Here is a 23,187-nt window from a genome sequence, read left to right on the forward strand (position 1 = left end):
ATCAATTGCTCCTTGAGGTCGTTACCGAGCTGGCCTGGTCGGCGTAGTGCCGGGCCAGGATCAGGTCGTCGGCGTCTTGTGCCGGTGTGCCCAGCCAGGTGTTGAACCCCAGCCGTTGACGGTTGTTGAGTTGCAGGCGCGGAACCTCGGGCTGCTCCAGCACCAGGTTCAGGTCCCAGTCCAGTTCGTGGCCCAGGTACTCGGCGACCCAGGCCACCAGTTCGCGAAACGGCTGGCCATCGGGCAGCATGCCCATGTAGTCGTCGAGCTTGAGCGGCCCCAGCCGAATTCTGAATTTGTGCTGGCGATCCCACACATGACTGCCCAGGCACAGGTCCATGCCGAGCCGGTTGGCGGTCACCCCGACCCGGCTGCGCTCGGGCAGCTCCAGCCATTGACCGACGTATTCCTCGATGTTCACCGGCACGCCGAAGTATTCGCTGAGGATCGCCCGTAATCCGTCGGGGTAGCGGGTCTGGGCGGCGAGGTGGCCGCTGTAGTGGAGCATCGCGGTGCCGGGCAATTCGCCCTGCTCCAGTTGCCCTGGCAAGCCACGGCCACACAGCGCGGCCAGCCGCCCGGACCAGTAATCATCGTCAGGCCGGTCGTGGCTGACGGTCGGTCGGGCTTCGGCCCAGGCGCGGTAGAACAGGCTCAACAGGCGGTGGTGGAACACATCCAGAAAGCGCTTGCTGGTCGGGTCGGCGTGATGGCGCTGGCGCTCGCGCACGTACTCGGTCAGGTGCAGCGGCAGCGGACCATTGGGGCCGCCGAGGCCGAAGAAAAACTGTTCCAGGCGCGCCGGCAGCTCGTCATCGCCCGGCTGTACGCTGGCCAGGGTCGAGGGTGCGAAGCCGCTGTCCTGACGCTGGCTCAGGCGCACCGGATCATCGGCCAGGCGCAGCGAATGGCCGAACCTTGGCAGGTCGGGATTTTCATTCTCGATGCGCCGCAGCGCCTGGAAGAAGTCGTACTCCCAGGGTTTTTCCTGCATCTGCTCCAGGCTGCTCACAGCGTCGGCCGCCGGCCGGGCGTGGCTTTCCAGCGCATGATCTCGCCGCGCTCGGTGCTGCGCAGCACGGTTTCGGTAAAGCTGTTGATCGAGACGTAACGGGCCAGGAAACGCTCGAATACCGCGCCGAGCAGGAACACGCCGCTGCCGCGAAAGGCGTTCTCATCGAAGCTCAGGGTGATTTCCAGGCCGCGGCCGAACACGATCGGGCCAGGCATCGGCAAGCGTCGGGTCACCGGCTTGCTGCTGACTTCGTGCAGGCCCTCGATCTGCAATTGCAGCGCGGCATCCTGATCGTCACCGTACAGGCGCAGCAACTCGCGCAACGCCGCCGCGCCCTGACCCTGTTCACTGAGTGACAGGTAGTTCAGCGACAACTGGCTGATCAGCCGCCAGGCTTTATTGTCATGCGCATGGCTGGCGCGCGGACGACTGGGGCCGGCCAGGCAACGGATGGCGGACACCGGCGCGCTGTCGGCCAGGGTGAAGTCGCTGTCACCGCCCAAGCGCATGAACAATGGCAAATCCCGGTTGGTGCACAGCGCGCTCAGGCCCAACTGGCGCAGGTCGTGGCGCCACGGCGATTGCTGGCTATCGACCAGGCTGATGAAGGTTTCACTGCCCACGTAGCTGGAACGGGTGCCGGTGCGGCGTTGCTCGCTGGACAGCACGCGGGGCTCGCGGCGCAGGATGTAATAGGCCTTGTCGCGGCCATAGCGCGACGGCTCACGCACGGCATAGAACGGCAGGAACGACTGATCGGGACCGGTGCCATGGCCGGTGACGCCGGTCAAGGAGTGAATCTCGAAATCCATTGGCCGGGTGCGGTCGGCAATCGCGTGGTACTCATGCACCCGGTCGGTCAGGTGGATACGGTCCAGGCGGCGCGCAAACAGGTTGATCGCCGGTGTGCAGTACGGCACCAGGTGCTCGCGGCCAATGCTGTTTTCCAGCTGCGGGTCCAGGCGCTCGAACAACACAATCAGTTCCAGCTCCTGACCATGGCAACGCTGCACGGCGGGTTGCAGGCCGCTGAAATCGACGAACAGAAAACGCTGCGGCAGGGCGAAATATTCCTGCAGCAAGCGATAGCCCTGGAACGCCTGGGGCACGACTGGCAAGGCGGCTTCGCGATCATCGAAGCCGCAGGGGCGCAGGCTCTCTACCGGTATGCGCTCGACCCAGTCGCGGCCCGGCTGACGGGCGAACACCGCGCAGGCGTTGCCCAGCAATTGTTCGTAGAGTCGATAGGGCAGTTCGTCGGTACCGTTGAGGTACAACGGCAGGTTGTCCAGCTTCAGGCTGTTGAACGGCAGTTCGGCGCCGCTGCGCAAGGTGATCCGCAGCGCCGCCTTGGCCTTGGGCTCAGCGGCGGCCAGCCGACCCAGCACGGTGCCCGGGTTGCCGAAGTATTCGGCCCGGCTGACCTGCACCGGCCACAGGTTGACGTCCTGGGTGCTGCGGTATTCGCAGGACGTCTGCGAGTCGCGGCCCAGCGCGGCGCGCAGCACACTGCCGCGTGGCAGGGTAAAACCGTCAGCCAGCGAACCTTCGTCCGGGTCGGCCTGCATCTGCACCACGGTCATCGACGGCGTGGGCGCCAGGTAATGCGGGTAGGCGACTTCCAGCAGGTTATGAGTAAAGGTCGGGTACTCGGCGTCGAGCTTCAACTGCACCCGGGCGGTCAGGTAGGCAAAGCCTTCGAGCAGGCGTTCGACATACGGGTCGGCGCACTCCATCCCTGACAGGGTCAGGCGCCCGGCGATCTTCGGATACTCGCGGGCGAACTCGGCAGCACTTTCACGAATGTGCTGCAGCTCCTGGTTATACAGCCCGAGCAGGCGCGGATTCATGAGCGTCTCCGTTGATCGGCAGGCAGCACCTGCACATGGCCGGACTCCAGGTCCAGTTCGGTGCGCAGCAGCAAGGGCAGCGCCACCGGCTGGGCCCACAGGTCGCCCTGAATCTCGAAACTCAAGGCGTTATGGTTCATCTGTTCTGAACCGACATGCGCCCGGACCCGCACGGTATGCGCCAGCAGGCGCGGTTCATACGTGGTAATCGCCCGGTGGATCAGGGTTTCCAACACTGCGATATCGACCCCGGAGACGCTGGTGCCAGCCAGTGCCGGCAAGCCGTAATTGACCACCGAGGTGCCGGCCGGGCTGTGCAGCGTGGCATCGGCATCGAGCAAGGAGGTGGTGTTGAGCAGCCAGCTCAAGTCGCGCAGCACCGAGGCCTTGAGCTGGCTCAGCGACAACACACGCTTGTCGGCGCTTTCCTGCGGGTTGCCGGGGTCGTCGTCGGTCAGACGGTCGAGCAGGGAAGGTTGCAGGCGCTCGCGCGGGGTCATACGGTTCACCAAAAAGTAGCTGGCCAAATCGACAATGAAGTGACCAGCAGGGGGAGGCTCGGTCTTGCAATGTTCACCAGTCGAATAACCCGACGAAGTTTTTCTGGTCTACCGGGCCGCGCATGCACAGGCCATTACGCGAAACCACCGAGGCTTCCAGCTGCCCTTTTAGCAGGCGCACTGCTTGAAACTGGCTTGTGCAGCGCTTGCTGGGCGCCGGTTCAGGTCTGGAGTGATACACGATGACAATTTCGGCGCTGTCGAATTTTTCTACACGAGGCAACCCTTCACGGTCTTCGCTGAACGCGCAGGGCCAAGGAATATCCAGCTGCACCAAGCTGCCATCGGACTTGCGCAGTACGCAGCGCTGCTGCTGTTCTTGCAGGGTCAGAATCTGTCCGCTCAGCGATACCTGGGGCACGGCGCTTGCCGGTTTTTCGGCAGGTTGTTGCGCGCAGGCATAAAGGCTCAATAGCAGACCGCCGAGCAGCACGGGGGAGAAAATCAAACGGTTCATGACAGCTCCCAGAACCAGACTTGCTTGGAGCGATGGGCAGGGTCGTCATAGGTCTGTGTCGAGCCACGGCTCCACACGTCGATATGGTCGCCGCTCCTTTGCTCGAAGGACTCGCCGCCCCGGGCGAAGCAGTCTTTGAAGAAAATGATCCCGGTCTTTTGGGCCAGTTTCTTGCGGTCCGCTACGCTGCCAGTGAGGATGGTTGGACGACCCAGATGATGCTTCCATAGCCAGTTTGCCAGGGACTCCGCGCCTCGCGCGTGGTCATGGGCGCATTTGGGTTCGCTGTAGGTGGATTTGTTGATCCTGATACTGCGTTCACCGTTCAGTGCAATGCTCATGCGAATGGCGCACTGGTTGTCCCAACCGCCGTCACAAGGGTCGCCGGCCGGGTGTGCTTCCAGGATGTCTTGATACGCTTTCCACAAATTGATAAACGAAGGCTTTGCCACAACTCAGTCTCCTTGCCACATCAATCGGAGTCTTCCTGAAGCCGATCGCTCCCGATGCATGCACCGGGAGCGAATCCGGATCAGATCTTGACGTTGGAGCGAATGTTCCAGCCGTACTTGATCGGGCCGCCTTCCTTGGTGCCGTCGGCCTTCTGCGGCTGATAGTCGACGGTGACTTTGGCGAAGTTCAGCGTGACGTTCTCGATCAGGCGATCATCGCTGCCCGAACCGCCGGTGCTCAGCGAGGAGATCAGTACTTCTTCGAGGTTGATGATCAGGTACTCGACCTGATTGTCGCCGCCGGCCTTGCGCACGGTCAGGGTGACCTTGGCGACGTGCTTGCCGCTGGAGCAATGCATCATCAGGTTGGGGGTCGCTTTATCGACGTATTTGGTCAGCGACAGGTCCTGGATACTGACCTTGCCAGCGCCGCCGCCGGTGCCGGTGTGCATGTTGCCGGACTGGGACATGCCCCAGCTCCAGTTCAGCACTTCGATTTCGTCCTTGTGAGTCTTGTCGACCGACTCGCCTTTGATGTCACCGATCTTGATGAAAATATCGACAGCCATGTTTTTCTCCTGAGGTGGCATGGGCCACGGATATGATCTTGGGTTGACCGGCAGGAGCGAGCTCGCTCCCACCGTGATACGACGCCAATGTGGCGGTTAACCCCGGGTTATGCGCCTTTGGCCGACGGCAGCTTGGAAACCAGACGCAGCGACACGGTCAGGCCTTCGAGCTGGTAGTGCGGACGCAGGAAGAACTTGGAGGTGTAGTAGCCGGGGTTGCCCTCGACGTCCTCGACCACCACTTCGGCCGCCGCCAACGGGTGTTGGGCCTTGGTGGTTTCGGTGGAGTGGGTCGGGTCGCCGTCGACATAGTTGAGGATCCAGTCCTGCAACCAGCGCTGCATCTCGTCACGCTCTTTGAACGAGCCGATCTTGTCGCGCACGATGCACTTGAGGTAATGCGCGAAGCGGCAGGTGGCGAACAGGTACGGCAGGCGCGCGGCCAGGTTGGCGTTGGCAGTGGCGTCCGGATCGTCATACTCGACCGGCTTTTGCAACGATTGGGCGCCGATGAAGGCGGCAAAGTCCGTGTTCTTTTTGTGCAGCAGCGGCATGAAGCCGTTCTTGGCCAGCTCTGCCTCGCGGCGGTCGGAAATGGCGATCTCGGTCGGGCACTTCATGTCCACGCCACCGTCGTCGGTGGGGAAGGTGTGCGCCGGCAGGTTCTCGACCTCACCACCGGATTCCACACCGCGAATCCGCGAGCACCAGCCGAAGTGCTTGAACGAGCGGTTGATGTTCACGCCCATAGCGTAGGCAGCGTTGGCCCAGGTGTACTTGGCGCTGTCGGCACCGTCGGTGTCTTCTTCGAAGGCGAAGGCTTCCACCGGGTCGGTCTTGGCGCCGTAAGGCAGGCGCGCCAGGAAGCGCGGCATGGTCAGGCCGATGTAGCGCGAGTCTTCAGACTCACGCAGCGAGCGCCAGCCGGCGTACTCCGGGGTGGTGAAGATTTTGCTCAGGTCGCGAGGGTTGGACAGCTCCTGCCAGGAGCCCATGCCCATCACGGTTGGCGAGGCCGCCGAGATGAACGGCGCGTGCATCGCGGCGCAGACTTTTGACAGTTCGCCCAGCAATTCGACATCCGGCGGCGACTGATCGAAATAGTAGTCGCCGATCAGGCAGCCGTAGGGCTCGCCGCCGAACTGGCCGTATTCCTCTTCGTACATTTTCTTGAAGATCGGGCTCTGGTCCCAGGCGGTGCCCTTGAACTTCTTCAGGGTCTTGTGCAACTCCGGCTTGGAGATGTTCAGCACCCGAATCTTCAGTTGCTCGTCGCTTTCGGTGTTATTGACCAGGTAATGCAGGCCGCGCCACGCGCTTTCCACCTTCTGGAACTCGTCGTGGTGGATGATCTGGTTGACTTGGGCGGTGAGCTTGGCGTCAATGGCCGCGATGATCGACTCGATCGACTTGATCGCGTCATTGGACACCAGGCTGGTTTGCGCCAGGGCCTGTTCGGCCAGGGTTTTTACCGCCGTCTCTACCGCTTCGCGGGCGCGCTCGGTCTTGGGTTTGAATTCCTGCAACAGCAACGAGGCGAATTCGCTGGTCTGTTCCTGAGAAGCCGGCTGGCTCTGGGTGTCGCGCAACAGTTCGCTCATGATCAAAGGTCCTCTCAGGCGTTGGGCTCGGCGTCATTGGAAGTGGCATCGCCAGGCTTGGGTGCGCTGGCAAGGGCCTGGAGCAACGCCGGGTCCTTGATCGCCTTGAGGATGATTTCCTCGGCGCCGGTCTTGCCGTCCATGTAGGTCAACAGGTTGGCCAGTTGGGTGCGGGCTTCGAGCAACTGGTTCAGCGAGTCGACCTTGCGGGCCACGGCGGCAGGGCTGAAGTCGTCCATGCTTTCGAAGGTGATATCCAGGCTCAGGTTGCCTTCACCGGTCAGCTCGTTGGGCACATGGAAGGCCACACGTGGTTGCAGGGCCTTGAGCCGCGAGTCGAAGTTGTCGACGTCGATCTCCAGAAACTTGCGCTCGGCCACCGGGGCCAGGGGCTCGGCAGGCTTGCCGGTCAGGTCGGCCATGACGCCCATCACGAACGGCAACTGGACCTTTTTTTCGGCGCCGTACAGTTCCACGTCGTATTCGATCTGCACACGGGGCGCACGATTGCGCGCAATGAATTTCTGCGAACTGGTTTTCGCCACGTTGCTTCTCCTGGTCGCTGTTGCGACGGTGTTGGCATCAATGCCGGTAACGGGCTGCACGATTGGGGCGTGATCCGGGTGGCGGATCAGTCAGCCTCGGGGCCGCGCAGGGTTTCAAACTGGGACATGCCGTCGGGAATCAGATTGCGCACGATGCTGGCGAAGTCGGCGTGGACCAGCCCTCTGGCCCTGTTCAACAGCACCGGCAACGGGCTGGAAGGCTCATGGCGGGCGTAGTACGCCAGCAGGCGGTCAAGGTTACGCACGACATCATCACGATCAGTAATCTCGCCGCTCGCGCGGGGTGCGGCGGCGGCGACCGGAGCTGGCGCTGCGGCATGCGGCTGGTCGCTGGCGGCGGGCTCATCGTGCGCTGGCGGGGCGTTTGTCGGGGCCGGCTCACCGAGTACCTGCAAGGCCTGCCGCAAGGGCTGTTTGAGCGGCGTCAGATCGACGCCCTGGGCCGAGCCCACCTGCTCGTTGACGAAGGTCTCGATGCCTGTCGCTCGTTGCAGTGCCAGGCTGAGTGCATCCCGGGTGTCCTGCAGGCTCTGCGGATCGCTGTCGCGCAGGGCGGCGTTGAAGGTGTCGAGGCTCAGCGACTCATCGCTGGCAATCGACACGCCACTGGCATGCAATGCGGCGCGCAGGCTCAGCGTACCGAAGGCTCTTGAGCGCACCAGCGGGCTGTCACGCAGCAAGCGCAGATTGGTGTCGCCGCTCAGACCTGCCAGGGCATTGATGCGCAGGGTCGGATCGTTGTCGTCATCGGCGTCGAGCAACGGATACAGCCCGTCCCAGTACTGGCGCAGCAGTTGCTCGATCAGATCCAGGGTATTGGCCAGGCCTGCGATGCCATCGAGCGCCAGCGCACTCTGGGCCAGGAAATGGGTAATGCGCAGGTCTTTGCTGCGCTGTAACAGGGCACTGCTGGACTGCTCTATCTGGCGCCACTGTGGTGGTTCGGCCGGTTGCACGGCGTCGCCCATGATGCGCTCGGGTTTACCCAGGGCATCACGCTCCAGTTGCAAAAAATCCGCGTCATATTCCAGGTCTTCGCCACACGGCAACTGGGCTGAAACAGCGCTAAGCAACATTGCGACATCCACCACGTCCGATCTCCTTATCTGTCAGATGATGTCTTGCAGTCGTTTGGGAAAATTTTTTTGAACCATTTATTAGTGTGGATGTCGCACTTGGTTAGTTAGTGGCAACGTGATATCACACAATATCAGGAGTTGTGCATTCTTGAAGTAGCGCGCAGGGCTTGTCAAGGTGCTTATATGCAGCCGAAAGAGCGGTTGTGACGCAGGTAACAGCTTGCATGTTATTTTGACATCGCCTGCGTCGGCATGATTATCATGGCGCCGCAACCGACCGTCAGTCGGGGCTTAGTGCAAATAGGAAATTATTGAACTTTAGCGAAAGATGCCTGTCAGGGGCTGATTCGCGGCCTTTTCAGCGTAGCGAGAGCAGCGCGGGCAGTTTGCAGGGCACTCAGAAGTTAGTGTGCAAGATAAGCAGGGAATCGCAATGTCACTGAGCTTGACGATCACTAGTTACCATAAAATCACGCCCGGTCAGTGCGCTGAAAAGACACTGGATACCGGAGTGATGGCAATTGGCCGTAGTCAGGATAATGACTGGGTACTTCCTGATCCCGAGCGCCTGGTATCTTCGCGGCATTGCGTCATCCAGTATAAGGATGGCCGCTACTACTTGACCGATAACAGCACCAACGGGGTAGAGCTGGTGCAGGCCGGGGTGCGTCTACGGCGGGGCAACAGTGAAGTACTGCAAGACGGTGAAGTTATCCGTATTGGTGAGTACGAGATTCGCGCGCGTATCGACTTTGATATGCAACTGACGGATCAGGCCGCCCCGCTCAGTGAATCCCCCAACAGTTTTGAAGCACTGATGAGCCGTCAGGAAAGCAACTGGCAGACGCCGCAAAGTGCGCCGGCGGTCGCATCCGGCATGGCTCATTTGCAGGGCGGCTCGGCCCAGGACACCTTCCCGGACCTGTTCGACTTTCTGGGCAGCTCCAATGTCGCGCCGGCCACCCAGCCCGACCATGTACCGGCCCGCCAGCATGATTTCCGCCCACCAACTGCGGTGTTACTCGACAAGCCGGTAGCGCCGCCAGCGCCAGCCGCCGAGGCGGGTGCCGGTCTGATTCCGGATGACTGGGACCCGTTTGCCGATCTCGGCGCCGTTGCCGCCCAGCCATTCGTGGCCACGGTCGAGCCGGTGCCGTCAGCACAAGACATGATTGTCGAGGCAAAACCTGCCGCGCCAATCCCGCCAATCCCGCTTGTCGAGCCTGAGACCGAGCCGTCCATACCCGTGCCGCCTGTACCCGTGCCGCCTGTACCAGCACCGTCGGCACCTGCTCAGCCGTCGCGGCCAGCCGCTGCGGTGACTGCTGCAGCCGCCCCGGCACCGAGTGGCGAACTGCTCCAGGCCTTTCTGCGCGGCGCCGGTCTGGACCATTTGCGTATCGACCCTCAGCAGGCCGAGGCGCAGATGGAGGCTATCGGCCGTAGCTACCGGCTGATGGTCGAAGGACTGATCGACGTGCTGCGCGCCCGCACCAGCCTCAAGGGCGAGTTTCGCATGCAGCAGACGATGATCCGCCCGGTCGAAAACAACCCGCTGAAGTTCGCGCCCAACGCCGATGAAGCGTTGTTGCTGCTGCTGCGCCATGGCAATCAGGCCTTCATGGACCCCGAGCAGGCGGTCAACGACAGCTTCGACGACCTGCGCGCGCACCAGTTGGCGGTGATGGCCGGTGTCGAGGCGGCCATCAAGCACCTGCTCAAGCGCTTCGAACCGGCCGAGCTGGAAGCACGCATGGGGAAGCCTGGCGGGCTGTCGAACCTGTTCAGCGGTTCGCGTCAGGCGCAGTACTGGCAGCAGTTCACCGCGCTGTACCAGCGTATTTCCCAGGAAGCCGAAGACGATTTCCAGGACCTGTTCGGTCGCGAGTTCAGCCGTGCCTATGAAGCGCACAGCGAACGCCTGCGCCGCTCTTGAGAACCCTCTGTGAGAATGCCCCTGTGAAAATGCCGCTGCTCGCCACCGTTGCCCGAATTGCTGTCCTGGCCAGCCTGCTCAGTGCCTGTTCCAGCGCTTCGTCGCCTGCGTCCGGTCCTGCCTCGCAAGCGCCTGGCGACGACGCCAGCGTGACCCTCGACATCCATGCCAGTGCCACGCTCAACCCCGGCGCCACCGGGCAACCGGCGCCAGTGCGGGTGCGGATCTTTGAACTCAAAAACAGCGCAGCTTTCAGCCGCGCCGATTACTTCGCGCTGGCCGAGCGTGGCAGTCAGACCCTGGGGGCTGACCTGGTCGATCAGGACGAAGTGCTGATCAGGCCCGGCGAAACCCGCAGCGTGGTACGCCCGCTCAACCCGGCGACCCGGCATATCGGCCTGGTGGTCGGCTACCGCGAGATCGACCGTGCCCGCTGGCGCACGGTCCTGAACCTGACGCCGCAGCACGGCTCGCACTACCGGATCGACCTCGATGCGCTGGCGATCAGCAGTGCTGCCGCCGCCGCAACCCGCCCCGCTCAATAGGCAATCGGAGAACCCATGTCCTGGAACAATCGTGTGGTCTGGTCGGAAGGCATGTTCATCGGAACACAGCATTTCCAGCAGCATGACCGTTACCTGGAAAACCTGATCGACGCCCGCAGCCGCCCGCTGTCGGCGGCGGCCTGGGGGTTTTCCGAACTGCTCATCGATCAGGGCCTGCTGGCCCAGGGCAAGCTGGCCATCGTCGCGGCCCGTGGCCTGTTGCCTGACGGCACGCCGTTCAACATCCCTCACGATGATCCGGCACCGAGCCCGTTGAGTATCGATGACAGCCTGCGCGATGGCCTGGTGTATCTGGGCCTGCCGCTGCGCCGGGCCGGGGTGCGTGACACGGTCGAGCAAGGCGAGGCTGCGGGGGCGGCACGTTATCAGAGCCAGGTGCGTGAAGTGCGCGACGACAATGCGCAGTTCGAAAGTCGTGCGCCGGTGGCGGTCGGCTCACGGGCGCTGCGCCTGCTGACCGACAAGGACGGCCTGAGCGACTACGCCGTGCTGGGCGTGGTGCGGGTCATCGAAAAACGCGCCGACAACGTGTTGTTGCTCGACGAGCAGTACATCCCGCCACTGCTGGATGTGGCGGTGAGCCGCCCGTTGAGTGCGTTTCGCAGTGAGCTGCAAGGCTTGCTGCGCCAGCGTGGCGAGGCGCTGGCCGGGCGGGTGGTGGCTTCAGGTGCCGGCGGCGCCTCGGAAATCGCCGACTTCATGCTGCTGCAACTGGTCAATCGCGCCGAACCGCTGATCCAGCATCTGGGCCAACTCAGCCCGCTGCACCCGGAGCGCTTCTACAGCGAACTGGTCAGCCTGGCAGGAGAATTCGCGACCTTCTCGACCCGTGAGCACCGCCCGCAGGAGTTCCCGCGTTATCAGCACGACGACCTGCAAGTCAGCTATGCGCCGGTCATGCAGGCCCTGCGCGAGGCACTGTCGATGCTGATCGACAGCAAGGCAGTACCGATTCCGATCGTCGAAAAAGCCTACGGCGTGCACGTGGCAATGCTGGCCGACAAGAGCCTGCTGGACAACGCCAGTTTCATTCTGGTGGTGCGCGCCGATATTCCGGGCGAAACCTTGCGGGCGCGGTTCGGCCAGCAGAGCAAGATCGGCTCGGTGGAACACATCCGCGACCTGGTCAACCTGCAACTGCCGGGCATCGGTCTGCTGCCATTGGCGGTGGCGCCACGGCAACTGCCGTTCCATGTCGGTTCGACCTACTACGAACTGGACCGGGGCAGCGAGCACTGGCAGCAACTGAGCCGCTCCGGTGGTTTTGCCTTTCACATTGCCGGTGAATTTCCCGGCCTGAACCTGGCTTTCTGGGCGATTCGAGGATAACGCGGCGATGCATTCGAACGACGATCGCACCCAGTTCATGCCGCGCCCGGGCGGCCGCCCGGCGCCCTCCAGTGCGCCGGCACCACAGCCGCCGAGCGAAGCCTCAGGTCCTGCCCTGGCGGCGGGTCAGGGCGACGGCCTCAACCCGCTGGAGGCAGCCGCCGGTCCTTTGCTGGCGTTGCTGACCCGGCTGCGCAATACCATCGCCCATCCGGCACCGGCCAGTTTGCGCGCCCAACTGCTGGCCCAGTTGCGCCAGTTCGAAGAGCGCGCCGATGCCGCCGGTGTCGCGCGTAACGACGTGCTGCTGGCGCGTTATGTGCTGTGCACGGCCCTTGATGAAGCGGTGATGAGTACTCCGTGGGGCAGCGCCAGTGAGTGGGGCAAGCAGAGCCTGCTGGTCACCGTGCATAACGAAAACTGGGGCGGCGAAAAGTCCTTTCAGTTGCTTGAGCACTGCCTGCAAACGCCGCGTGAACGTTTGTACCTGCTGGAACTGCTGTACCTGTGCATGAGCCTGGGTTTTGAAGGCAAGTATCGGGTCATGAACAACGGCCGCAGCCAGCTTGAAGCCCTCCGCGAGCGCACCAGTGCGGCGATTCGCAGTGCCCGTGGCGAGCGTGAGCAAGAGCTGTCGCCGCGCTGGCGTGGTTTGGTGCTGGCCCGTGACCGGCTGGCTCAGTTCATGCCGCCTTGGGTCGGTGTGGCGATTGGCGTGGCGCTGCTGTTGCTGCTGCTGTTGGGCTTGCGGATGAAGCTGGCCAATGACGCGGAGCCGGTGTTCAAGCGCATTCATGCGCTGGGCGAAATCCCGGTGCAGGCCATCGACCGGCCAGTGATTCAGCCAAAGGTGGTCGAGCGTCCACGCCTGGCCGGCTTTCTGGCTGACGAGATTCGCGCCGGCAAGGTTGCTGTGCAAGACGCCGTAGACCGTTCGGTGGTGACCATTCGCGGTGACGAACTGTTCGCCTCCGGCAGCGCAACCATTGTCGATGCCTATCAGCCGCTGATGCTGCGTATCGCCGAGGCGGTGAGCAAGGTCAAGGGCGAGGTGCGCATCACCGGGCATAGCGACAACCGACCCATCGCCACCCTGCGTTTTCCGTCCAACTGGGCGCTGTCCCAGGCCCGTGCCGAGCAAGTGCTGCAAATCCTCGCCGCACGCACCGGCCAGCCGCAGCGCTTCACGGCCGAAGGCCGCAGTGACACCGAGCCGGTGGCCTCCAATGCCACCACCGAAGGACGGGCGAAGAATCGCCGGGTTGAAATCACCGTACTGGCGGAGGGCGTCGAGTGAAGGCGTTTCTGGGGTTTGTCATTCGCTGGGTGGTGCCGGTACTGGGGCTGATTGCCCTGAGCCTGATCATCTGGTTTGTGGGGCCGCTGCTCGATGCGCTGGTCCCGGAGGGCCGGCGCTGGGTGCTGATCGGCCTGCTCTGGGCGGTGTGGGTCGGCTGGCGGGTGTATCGCATTATCCAGGCGCGCCGCCAGGCCGCCAAAGTCATCGAAAGCCTGGCCGCCGAAACCGCGCCCGACCCGACCAGTGTCGCCACCGCCGAAGAGCTGGCGACCCTGCGCCAGCGCATGGACGAAGCGCTGGCGCTGCTTAAAAAGGCTCGCCTGGGCGGTGACCAGCGGCGCAACCTTTATGAGCTGCCGTGGTACGTGATCATCGGCCCGCCGGGGTCGGGCAAAACCACCGCGCTGGTCAACTCCGGCCTGGACTTTCCGCTGGCTGCGCAGATGGGCAGCGGCGCGATCCGTGGGGTCGGCGGGACGCGTAACTGCGACTGGTGGTTCACCGACCGCGCCGTGCTGCTCGACACCGCTGGCCGCTACACCACACAGGACAGCCACGCCCAGGTGGACAAAGCCGCCTGGCTGGGCTTTCTCGACCTGCTCAAGACTCAGCGCCCGCGCCGGCCGATCGACGGTGCGTTCATCGCCATCAGCCTGTCGGACCTGTTGCAGTGCAGCGAACAAGAGCGCGCTGCCCATGCGGTGGCGATCCGCAGCCGGGTTCAGGAGTTGCACGATCAACTGGGTGTGCGCTTCCCGATCTACCTGATGCTCACCAAGCTGGACCTGCTGCCGGGCTTCATGGAGTTCTTTGATGCGCTGAGCAAGGATGAACGGGCCCAGGTGTGGGGCACCACCTTCGCCCTGGACGACGGCAAGAGCGCCTCCGGCCCGTTGCAGGATTTCCCGGCGGAACTGGCCGCCCTGGAACAACGCCTCAACGAGCGGCTGGTCGAGCGCCTGCAACAGGAGCGCGACCCGGCGCGGCGCGACCTGATCTATGGCTTCCCGCAGCAGTTCGCTGCTTTGCGCCAGGCGTTGCAGGGCTTTCTGGAGGGCGTGTTCAAACCTAACCCTTATGAAACCCGGCCGTTACTGCGTGGGGTGTATTTCACCAGCGGCACTCAGGAGGGCAGCCCGATCGACCGCCTGATTGGCGTGATGGCGCAGAGCATGAGCCTGGACCGTCAACACCTGGCGCGGCAAAACGGCACCGGGCGCAGTTACTTCATCGAAAAGCTGTTCACCGCCGTGGCTTTTGCCGAGCAAGGCTTGATGAGCGCCGACCCGAAAGTCGAGCAGCGCCGCAAGTGGATCGCCCGTGGTGTGCTGGCGGCCACCGCGCTGGTGGTGGTCACCGTCGCCTCGTTGTGGTGGGTCAGCTACCGTGCCAATCAGGATTACATTGCCCAGGTCGATGGCAAGCTCGCCCCGCTGGGCCAGCAGGTGCAGAACCTGAGCCCCGCGCAGCGCGATGTGCTGGCCGTGCTGCCGCTGCTCGATGCTGTGCGGCAACTGGCCGGTGATCCGCCGGGCTGGTCCGAAGGACTTGGGCTGTACCAGGGTGACATGCTCGAAGCTGAATCCGGCAGCGTGTACCGCAAGCTGTTGATCGCGGTATTCGCGCCGCGGCTGGTCAGCCGCATCGAAGAGCAGCTGCGTTCCGGCGGTTCTACGGACTATCTGTACGAAGGCTTGAAGGCGTACCTGATGCTGGCCGACCAGGAACACTTCGATGCCGACTTCATCAAGGCCTGGATCAGCCTCGACTGGGAGCGCAACCTGCCCCGTGACCTGCCGCCCCAGCAGCGTCAGGCGCTGGCCGGGCACTTGCAGGCGCTGTTTGAACGGCATCCGCCCAAGGCGCGTCTGGATCAGCCGTTGATCGACGACCTGCGTCGCCAGTTGCAACAGTTGCCGGTGGCGCAGCGGGTCTATGACCGGGTCAAGCGTCAGAAGCTGCCTGACGGGGTGCCGGACTTCCGCCTCAATGAAGCGGCCGGGCGTGATGCGGCACTGGTGTTCAGCCGCAAGAGCGGCAAGCCGCTGGGCGAGCCGCTCAGTGGCCTGTTCACAGCCAAGGGCTACCGCGAGGGTTTCTTGCGCAACAGCCTGAGCCAGGCCGGCGTGCTGGCCGAAGAGCAGTGGGTGCTGGGCAGTGCCCAAGGTGGCGTGCTGGATGTCGCCAGCCTGGCCGGTGAAGTGCGGCGCCTGTATTTCCAGGATTTCCTGCGCGAGTGGGATGCGTTGCTCGCCGATATCGACTTTGTGCCGATCACCAGTGTGGCCCAGGCGGCTGACGTGCTACGGGTGATTTCCGGGCCTGACTCACCGCTCAAGAGGCTCCTGCAAGCGGTGGCGCAACAGACCGATCTGCAAGCCGAACAGCGCCTGCTCGCGGCGCAGGGCAAGCCGGTCGAAGATGGCGTGGATCAACTCAAGCAGCGCCTGGGTTCGTTGCTCGGGCAGGAACAACAGGCGGCCACGCCTTCAGCACAAACAACCAATGACGACCCGGTCAGCGCGCATTTTGCCGAGTTGCGTCGGTTGGTGGGCAGCGCTGAGCAGCCGGGCAGCATTGATGCCCTGCTGGCAGACATGAATGCCCTGTACGTGCAGGTCAGTGCCATGGTCGGGGCCAGTGGTGATGCCTTGCTCGGCGAAGCCAAGAACCAGGCCAGTGCTGCCGCCACGCGCGTCAACCTGAGCGCCGAACGTCAGCCGCCGGTGGTGCGCGGGCTGGTCAAATCGGTGGTCAACTCCACCACCAACACCATGATGGGCGGCGTGCGCAACCAGCTCAACGCGGCCTGGAGCAGCGAAGTGGTGAACGTCTATCGCCAATCGCTCAGTGGCCGCTACCCGCTGTCGGCGGGCAGCGCCCGCGATGCGACGCTGGATGACTTCGGCATGTTCTTCGGGGTTGGCGGGGTGATGGATAACTACTTCCGCAAGTACCTGCAACCGTACGTGGACACCTCGGCCAACCCGTGGCGCTGGCAGCCCGGTGCGGCGCAGAAACTGGGTATCAATGCCGGCGTGCTGCAGACCTTCCAGCGTGCCAGCGCCATTCGTGATGCGTTCTTCCGCGCCGGCGGCACCCAGCCGGTGGTGCGCTTCGAACTCAAACCGGTGGCCATGGATGCTTCGATCACTCAATTTCTGCTGGACCTCGACGGCCAGCAGATCAGCTACGACCACGGCCCGAGTCGCCCGGTGGCCATGCAGTGGCCCAACCCCGGCAGCATTGGTGTGGTACGCCTGTCGATCAGCCCGCCGTCGGCCAGTGGCCGCTCGGCCGTAACCCTGGACGGCCCATGGGCCTGGTTCCGCCTGTTGGAGCAATCGGACCTGGTCGCGGGCAGTGCGCCGGACCGTTTCAACCTGCGCCTGCGCGTGGACGGTGCCAGCATCGCCTACGAGTTGCGCGCCAACAGCGCTTTCAACCCTTTCAAAAGCCGTGTCCTGAGCGGTTTCAGTCTGCCGGAGCGGTTATGACCCCAGAGCAACAACACCCTGGTGCGCCGGGTTTTTACGGCAAGCTGGCTTGCCGTGGCGACTTCGTCAGCCGTGGCCTGCCGCAGTCGTTCATCCAGCCTTGGGACCAGTGGCTGGCCGCCGGCCTGCTGGCCAGCCAGGAACAACTGGGCAGCGCCTGGCTGGAGACTTATCTGGTCAGCCCGCTGTGGCGCTTTGCACTGGCGCCAGGGGTCTGCGGAGCGCAAGCGGTGGCCGGGGTGCTGATGCCAAGCATCGACCGGGTCGGGCGCTACTTTCCATTGACCGTGGCAGTGACCCTGGCGCCGCATGAGTCGCTGAGCGCCTGGCTGCAGGCTGACGGCTGGTTCGAGCAGGCCGAAGCGCTGATGCTCGACAGCTTGCAGGCCGAGGCCAGTTTTGCCGACTTTGAAGCGCGTCTGCAGGGTCTGCCTGCGCCGCAGGGGGCACCGTGGATTGCTTCGCAGGTCGATGCCAGCCTGCAACGCTTCGCCGCCACCGATCCCCAGGCGCGCATGGCGGCCCTGGCCGAGCACACCTGTATCGGTTCCAGCCTGTGGTGGGGGCGTGGTGGTGAGCATATCCAGCCCGGCCTGTGGCGTTGCCCAGGGCTGCCGGCCGCCAGCGATTTCGCCCGCGCCTTGCTTGGCAAGGAGGGCCGTGCTTGATGACGTTGACTTACCAGGCGGCCAGTTACAGCCATACCGGCATGGTGCGTTCGCTCAACGAAGATGCCTGCCTGGCTTTGACCGAACGTGGTCTGTGGGTGGTGGCCGACGGTATGGGCGGCCATGCAGCGGGCGACTACGTGAGCAACCTGATCGTCGATTCGCTGCGCGGTGTCCCGCCGTTGGCCACGTTGCAGGTGTATTGCGATGCACTGCGCCAGCAACTGGACGATATCAACCGCGAAGTGCGCGCAGAGACGGTACGCCGCAAGGCGACCATGATGGGCAGCACCGTGGTGCTGCTGGCCGCACGTGATAACCAGGGCATCTGCCTGTGGTCCGGTGACAGCCGCCTGTACCGGCTGCGCGACGGCGTGCTGCAAAGCCTGTCCCACGATCACAGCTATGTGCAGGACCTGGTCGACAGCGGCCTGCTCAGCGAAGCCCAGGCGCGGGTTCATCCGCGCGCCAATATCGTCACCCGCGCCGTGGGCGTTGCCGACCCGCTGGAATTGTCACAGGTGACCTTGGACATTCAGGCCGGCGACACCTACCTGCTATGCAGTGATGGCCTGAACAAGACCGCCGAAGACCATGAAATCCGTGACGTACTCGGCCACCCGAACCCTTATGAAGTCGTGCGCAGCCTGGTCCATCTGGGGCTGACCCGCGGCGCGCCCGACAACATCACCGCCATTGTCGTCAAGGCCAGTTGAGAGCCGCTATGGACATGCAAATTCCTGGATTCGACATTGAAGGCGAAATTGGCGAAGGCGCGATGGCTACGGTGTATCTGGCCATCCAGCGTTCGCTGGAGCGCAAGGTAGCGCTCAAGGTCATGGCCGCCAGCCTGGCTGCCGACCCGAGCTTCTGCGAGCGCTTCCTGCGCGAAGGCCGCACCCTGGCGCGGCTGGCGCATCCGCACATTGCGACCATTCACGACATTGGCAACGTCGGCCCGCTGTACTACATGGCCATGGAGTATCTGCCCGCCGGCACGCTTAAAGAACGGATCGCGGCCGGGCTTTCAGATGAGCAGGGGCTGCTGTACATCCGCCAGATCGCCGCCGCGTTGGGCTACGCCCATGCCCAGGGTCTGGTCCACCGCGACGTAAAACCGGCCAACATCCTGTTCCGCGCCGATGGCACCGCGGTATTGTCGGACTTCGGCATCGCTAAATCACTGGACGACCGCACCCAGTTCACCCAGGCCGGATTTGCCGTGGGCACGCCGAGTTACATGAGCCCGGAACAGGCTCGCGGCCAAGAAATCGACGGCCGCGCCGACCTTTATGCGCTGGGCGTAGTGTTCTACGAGATTCTGGCCGGGCGCCTGCCGTATAGCGGCCCGGATGCGTTATCCACAGCACTGGCGCACCTGACCGAACCGCTGCCGGAACTGCCGGTGCAGCATGGCCGCTACCAGCACGTACTGACCCGCCTGCTGGCCAAAGACCCGGCCGAGCGGTTTGCCAATGCCCAGGTGCTGGTCGCGGCGCTGGACGAACTGATTCAGAGCGACAGTGAACGCACCCTGCTGCGTCCTTTACCAGTGGTCGATACCCTGCCGGGTAATGAGCCGGTCAGCGAAGCCGCGACCGATGAGCTGGCCGGGCTGACGCCAGTGTCCATCGTGATTCCTGACAGCCCGCCACCGGCAGCGGCAGAGCCGGTCAACCGCCCCGCGCCGAATCTGAGCAAATCCCGGGCGCGCCCGGCGTTGCAGGATCAACCGCCCCGTCGCGGCCCCGCCATGGCCTTGCTGGCGGTGGCGATTGCCGCCGCACTGGGTATCGGTGCTGGTGGTTATCTCTGGCTGAGCGCTGACAAGCCCGCCGCTGCCCAAGGCGGCGCCGCGTCGGCCACGCCCCAGGCTGCAGCCACCGCAGCGCCGACGCCTGCAAGCACGCCAGCCACCGCAACGCCGGCCCTCAATGCCGCGCAACAACCGGCAACCGATACCGGCAAGCCGTTGCTGATGGCAGGCAAGCAGACCCTCTATCAACGGGTGCTGAGCAAGCCCGGTGCGCGGTTTGCCAGTGAGCCTGGTGGCAATGTCGATAAACCGCTGCCGGCCTTCTCGGTGCTGTATGTCTACGAGCGCCGCCAGGCAAACGGTGAGCCGTGGCTGCGGGTCGGTGCGGGCAGTGACGGGCGCAGTGAAGGCTGGCTGCCGGCCAGCCAGGTCAGCGACTGGAAGCAGAGTCTGGTGCTCAAGTTCACTGAACGCTCCGGGCGCTCGCCGGTGATGTTCCTGCGTGATCCCGGCAAACTGGAAAGCCTGATTGCCGATCCGGTAGCGGCGCGCAAGCTGTTGATGCAGGCGCAGAACGACACTCAGGACAACAGCCAGGTACTGGCCCTGGAACCGGCTGCCAGCGCTGTGCCGCAGGACCAGTTCTACCTGCTGCCGATTTTTGATTCGCGGGAAAGCTTCGACGAAGACGGTCAGCCGGTACAGATGCTCAACATTGCCTCGATCGACCCCGGCAACCTGCCGCAAAAGACCGCTGGCGATCAGCCCAGATCCGCAGGGGCCAGCAATGCATTTCGTACGGCGGTGGTACTGGTAGTCGATACCTCGGTGTCGATGCAGCCGTACATCGATCAGGTCCGTGAAGTCGTCCATCAATTGCAGGACAAGATCGCCCAGCGCGGTGAGCTGGACAGCGTCAGCTTTGGCCTGGTGGGCTTTCGCAACAACACCAGTAAGACTCCCGGCTTGCAATACCTGAGCAAGACCCTGATCACCCTGGAGCAGGGCCGCGACCCGCAGCGCTTCCTGGAACTGGCCCGGCAGGTCAAGGCCACGCCAGTGTCCAGCCATTCATTCAATGAAGACGCCTTCGCCGGGATCATGCAGGCGGTCGATGGCATGGACTGGTCCGGCTACGGCGGGCGGCTGATCCTGCTGGTCAGCGATGCCGGTGCGTTGCGCAAGAGCGACCCGCTCAGCAGCACCCGGATGAACGAAGCCGAAGTGCGTCAGGCCGCACTGGGCAAGCAGATCAAAATCTACGCGCTGCATCTGCGCACCGAGGCTGGCAAGAAAAATCACGATTCGGCCGAACAGCAGTATCGGGTCCTGACCGCCGACCCGAACCCGCGCATTGGCGACCTCTATGTGCCGGTGGCCGGTGGTGATGTGCAGCAGTTCGGCGAGCGGGTTGGCGAGATCGGCTCGGTGTTCGCCGATTTGGTGCACCAGGTGCGCAGCAACCAGCCGCAAGCGGTACCGCTGCTGGCCAAGGCGCCCAGCCTGAGTGAGAAATCCGCCGCCGTCGGTTACGCCATGCACATGGATTTTCTCGGTCGCAAAGCGGCGATCCAGGCGCCGCAGTTGGTCAGTGCCTGGGCCGCTGACCGAGACCTGACCAACCCGGCGCTGCCGGCCTTTCAGGTCTGCGTGATGCTCACCAAACTGCAACTCAACGACCTGCAGCAATCGCTGAAGCTGATCGTCGATGCGGCGCGCAAGACCCAGACTTCACCCAAGGATTTCTTCCAGGAAATCGCCAGTGCCAGCGCTTACATGAGCCGCGACCCGCAAGCCTTGCGCAACGGCGCCAACCTGGCCGCTGGCGGGGTGTTGGGCGAATACCTTGAAGGGCTGCCGTACCGCAGCAAGTCGCTGAACATGACCCAGGATTTGTGGTTGTCGTTGAGCGTGGCCGAGCAGGAGGACTTTATCGACGAGCTGGAATCGAAGATCCGCCTCTACGAGACCTTCCACAACGATCTGGCCAACTGGGTCCGCTTCGGCGATGCCGAGCCGGGTGATGCGCTGTACCGCGTACCGTTGTCGACGCTGCCGTGATGCTCAGTTTGCGAGAGGTGCGCAAAACGCGCGGCAGCGCCAGCCAGCGTTACAGCCTGGTGATTCCGCGTCTGGAACTCGAGCGTGGCCAGTGTTGCGCGCTGGTCGGGCCGAGCGGTTGTGGCAAGAGCACCCTGCTTGATCTGTTGGCGCTGGTGCTGGCCCCGGATCATGCCCAGCGCTTTGACTTTTCCACCGCCCAGGGCGAGTTCGATATCGGCGGTCTGTGGCGTGAAGCACGTCAGGAACAACTGGCGGCGCTGCGCAGCCGGCATCTGGGTTATGTGCTGCAAACCGGCGGGCTGCTGGGGTTTCTGGACGTACGCAGCAATATCGAGCTGTCGCGGCGCCTGCTGGGCATGAACAACGACGGTACGGTCGAGCACCTGGCCGAGCAACTGGAAATCAGCGACCAATTGCGCAAGAAGCCTGCCGCGCTGTCGGTGGGCCAACGCCAGCGGGTCAGTTGTGCCCGCGCCCTGGCGCATTCCCCGCAACTGTTGCTGGCCGATGAACCTACCGCCGCGCTGGACCCGCTCAATGCCGGGCGAGTCATGCAGTTGCTGCTCAAGCAGGCCCGCAAACAGCAAGCCTGTTGCGTGATCGCCACCCACGACGAAGGGCTGGCCCGGCAATCGGGGTTGAGCCTGCTGCGCATCGACTGCCAGCGCGATGCCGATGGCGGCGTGACGGCCACGCTGGGGCAGGCCAGCTTATGAACCTGACCCTGATCGCCAGCATGGCCTGGCAGGACTACCGTGCCGACAGCCGTCTGTCGGCCTGCAGTGTGCTGGCGCTGGTGGCGGTGATCGCGCCGCTGCTGGTGCTGTTCGGCCTCAAGTTCGGCCTGATCGGCAGCCTCACCGAGCGCCTGGAACAGGACCCGGCGGTGCGCGAGATCATCCCGTTAGGCGGTGCACGCTTCAGCGCCAGCCAGATCGCTGACCTGAGCAAGCGCCCGGAGGTCCTGTTCGCCCTGCCGCGGACCCGGCAGATCTCCGCCGCCGCCGACCTGAGCCTGCCAGGCCAGTTGCAGGCCGTGAACGTCGAGATGATTCCCACCGCGCACGGCGACCCGCTGCTGGGTTCGCTACCGGTGCCGGTCGGCCTGGACAGCATGCTGCTGAGCAAGACCGCCGCCGAGAAGTTGCAGGTCAAGATGGGCGACTGGCTGGACGCGGCAATCACCCGGCAGGTCGCCGGTCGTGTTGAAGTGCGGCGGGTGCGCCTGAAGGTCGAGGCGGTATTGCCGCTTGAGGCGTTCCAGCGCGATGGCTTGTTTGCCAGCCTGGAACTGTTGCAGGCCGCAGAAGATTATCGCGACGGTCGTGCGGTGCCGGCACTGGACTGGCCGGGCGAAGCCAGACCGGCTGATGCACCGCGTATCTATCCGGCGTTTCGCTTGTATGCGCGGCATCTGGACGATGTCGAGCCGCTGCGTCGGCACTTTGCCGACAGCGGCATTCTGGTCGCCACCCAGGCCCAGGCCATCGCCCAGGTGCAGTCGTTGAGCCGCAACCTGACCATCGTGTTCTGGGTGATCGCCGCTCTGGCAATGGCCGGTGCCTGTGCGGCGATTTTCGCCGGCACCCTGGCGGCCATCGCACGCAAGCGCCGTGAACTGTCGGTGTTGCGCCTGCTGGGGTTCGGCAGCGGCGCGCTGCTGGGGTTCGTCATGCTGCAGGCGCTGTACAGCGGGGTACTGGCCGCCGCCCTCGCCGCGTTGCTCTACGGCCTGGCCGAGTGGGGCCTGAATCGGCTGTTCGTGCAGGTGGCCGGTGAATACGCCAGCCACCTGCTGGCGCGTCATTACCTCGTGGCCCTGTTGGCCGTGCTGGGGGCCAGCGCCGTCGCCGCCGCCCTGGGCGGCTTGCGGGTGTCACGTATCCAGGCTTCGGAAGGAATCAGAGATGTTTGAGTTGCGC

General features: G+C 63.9%; 19 protein-coding genes. 10 read left to right on the top strand and 9 right to left on the bottom strand.

The features are described from left to right. Position 1: 1 nt before the first annotated feature. From tssG to tssA, 9 genes are all read right to left on the bottom strand, one after another. Entirely contained in the window at positions 2-1,045 is a 1,044-nt protein-coding gene (gene tssG / locus PSCI_RS09615; RefSeq protein ID WP_084709917.1) for a type VI secretion system baseplate subunit TssG, read from the bottom strand. After that, positions 1,009-2,865, bottom strand: coding sequence for a type VI secretion system baseplate subunit TssF (gene tssF / locus PSCI_RS09620; RefSeq protein WP_045485672.1), 1,857 nt, complete (start codon positions 2,863-2,865; stop codon positions 1,009-1,011). Before tssF ends, tssG begins: the two co-directional genes overlap by 37 nt. Then, positions 2,862-3,365, bottom strand: coding sequence for a type VI secretion system baseplate subunit TssE (tssE, locus tag PSCI_RS09625; protein ID WP_144403224.1), 504 nt, complete (start codon positions 3,363-3,365; stop codon positions 2,862-2,864). Before tssE ends, tssF begins: the two co-directional genes overlap by 4 nt. 73 nt (positions 3,366-3,438) lie before the next feature. Next, positions 3,439-3,882, bottom strand: coding sequence for a hypothetical protein (locus tag PSCI_RS09630; protein ID WP_045485675.1), 444 nt, complete (start codon positions 3,880-3,882; stop codon positions 3,439-3,441). After that, on the bottom strand, positions 3,879-4,334 hold the full coding sequence (locus PSCI_RS09635) for a type VI secretion system amidase effector protein Tae4 (protein WP_045485677.1): 456 nt from the start codon (positions 4,332-4,334) through the stop codon (positions 3,879-3,881). The genes PSCI_RS09630 and PSCI_RS09635 overlap by 4 nt, the downstream gene beginning before the upstream one ends. An 80-nt stretch (positions 4,335-4,414) precedes the next feature. Continuing rightward, a complete protein-coding gene (locus tag PSCI_RS09640; RefSeq protein WP_045485680.1) occupies positions 4,415-4,903 on the bottom strand; it encodes an Hcp family type VI secretion system effector in 489 nt (162 codons plus the stop codon). Positions 4,904-5,010: 107 nt separating this feature from the next. Beyond that, on the bottom strand, positions 5,011-6,504 hold the full coding sequence (gene tssC, locus PSCI_RS09645; protein ID WP_045485683.1) for a type VI secretion system contractile sheath large subunit: 1,494 nt from the start codon (positions 6,502-6,504) through the stop codon (positions 5,011-5,013). Positions 6,505-6,518: 14 nt separating this feature from the next. Beyond that, positions 6,519-7,049: a type VI secretion system contractile sheath small subunit gene (gene tssB / locus PSCI_RS09650; RefSeq protein ID WP_045485686.1), complete on the bottom strand. Its 531-nt coding sequence runs from the start codon at positions 7,047-7,049 to the stop codon at positions 6,519-6,521. 86 nt (positions 7,050-7,135) lie between these two features. Beyond that, entirely contained in the window at positions 7,136-8,158 is a 1,023-nt protein-coding gene (gene tssA / locus PSCI_RS09655; RefSeq protein WP_045494087.1) for a type VI secretion system protein TssA, read from the bottom strand. A 424-nt stretch (positions 8,159-8,582) separates the two neighbouring features. Between tssA and tagH the strand changes: the two genes are divergently transcribed. From tagH to PSCI_RS09705, 10 genes are read left to right on the top strand one after another with little or no spacing between them, the layout of a single operon-like run. Beyond that, positions 8,583-10,085 (top strand): type VI secretion system-associated FHA domain protein TagH, encoded by a 1,503-nt coding sequence (gene tagH, locus PSCI_RS09660; protein ID WP_045485688.1) that lies wholly within the window; start codon positions 8,583-8,585, stop codon positions 10,083-10,085. 29 nt (positions 10,086-10,114) lie between these two features. Then, entirely contained in the window at positions 10,115-10,630 is a 516-nt protein-coding gene (gene tssJ / locus PSCI_RS09665) for a type VI secretion system lipoprotein TssJ (protein ID WP_045485689.1), read from the top strand. A gap of 15 nt (positions 10,631-10,645) precedes the next feature. After that, positions 10,646-11,980, top strand: a complete 1,335-nt coding sequence (tssK, locus tag PSCI_RS09670; protein ID WP_045485691.1) for a type VI secretion system baseplate subunit TssK — start codon at positions 10,646-10,648, stop codon at positions 11,978-11,980. 7 nt (positions 11,981-11,987) lie between these two features. Further along, complete coding sequence (locus tag PSCI_RS09675) at positions 11,988-13,277, top strand: DotU family type VI secretion system protein (protein ID WP_045485693.1); 1,290 nt, start codon at positions 11,988-11,990, stop codon at positions 13,275-13,277. Continuing rightward, positions 13,274-16,777: a type VI secretion system membrane subunit TssM gene (gene tssM, locus PSCI_RS09680; RefSeq protein ID WP_045485695.1), complete on the top strand. Its 3,504-nt coding sequence runs from the start codon at positions 13,274-13,276 to the stop codon at positions 16,775-16,777. Before PSCI_RS09675 ends, tssM begins: the two co-directional genes overlap by 4 nt. Then, positions 16,774-17,445: a type VI secretion system-associated protein TagF gene (gene tagF, locus PSCI_RS09685; protein WP_045485698.1), complete on the top strand. Its 672-nt coding sequence runs from the start codon at positions 16,774-16,776 to the stop codon at positions 17,443-17,445. The genes tssM and tagF overlap by 4 nt, the downstream gene beginning before the upstream one ends. Further along, positions 17,445-18,161, top strand: a complete 717-nt coding sequence (locus PSCI_RS09690; protein ID WP_045485701.1) for a PP2C family protein-serine/threonine phosphatase — start codon at positions 17,445-17,447, stop codon at positions 18,159-18,161. The genes tagF and PSCI_RS09690 overlap by 1 nt, the downstream gene beginning before the upstream one ends. An 8-nt stretch (positions 18,162-18,169) precedes the next feature. Further along, complete coding sequence (locus PSCI_RS09695; RefSeq protein ID WP_045485704.1) at positions 18,170-21,262, top strand: serine/threonine-protein kinase; 3,093 nt, start codon at positions 18,170-18,172, stop codon at positions 21,260-21,262. Further along, a complete protein-coding gene (locus PSCI_RS09700) occupies positions 21,262-21,981 on the top strand; it encodes an ABC transporter ATP-binding protein (RefSeq protein ID WP_045485707.1) in 720 nt (239 codons plus the stop codon). The genes PSCI_RS09695 and PSCI_RS09700 overlap by 1 nt, the downstream gene beginning before the upstream one ends. Next, positions 21,978-23,180, top strand: coding sequence for an ABC transporter permease (locus tag PSCI_RS09705; protein WP_045485710.1), 1,203 nt, complete (start codon positions 21,978-21,980; stop codon positions 23,178-23,180). Before PSCI_RS09700 ends, PSCI_RS09705 begins: the two co-directional genes overlap by 4 nt. Positions 23,181-23,187 lie beyond the last annotated feature (7 nt).

Origin of the sequence: Pseudomonas sp. StFLB209, assembly GCF_000829415.1 — a bacterium.
Taxonomy (GTDB): domain Bacteria; phylum Pseudomonadota; class Gammaproteobacteria; order Pseudomonadales; family Pseudomonadaceae; genus Aquipseudomonas.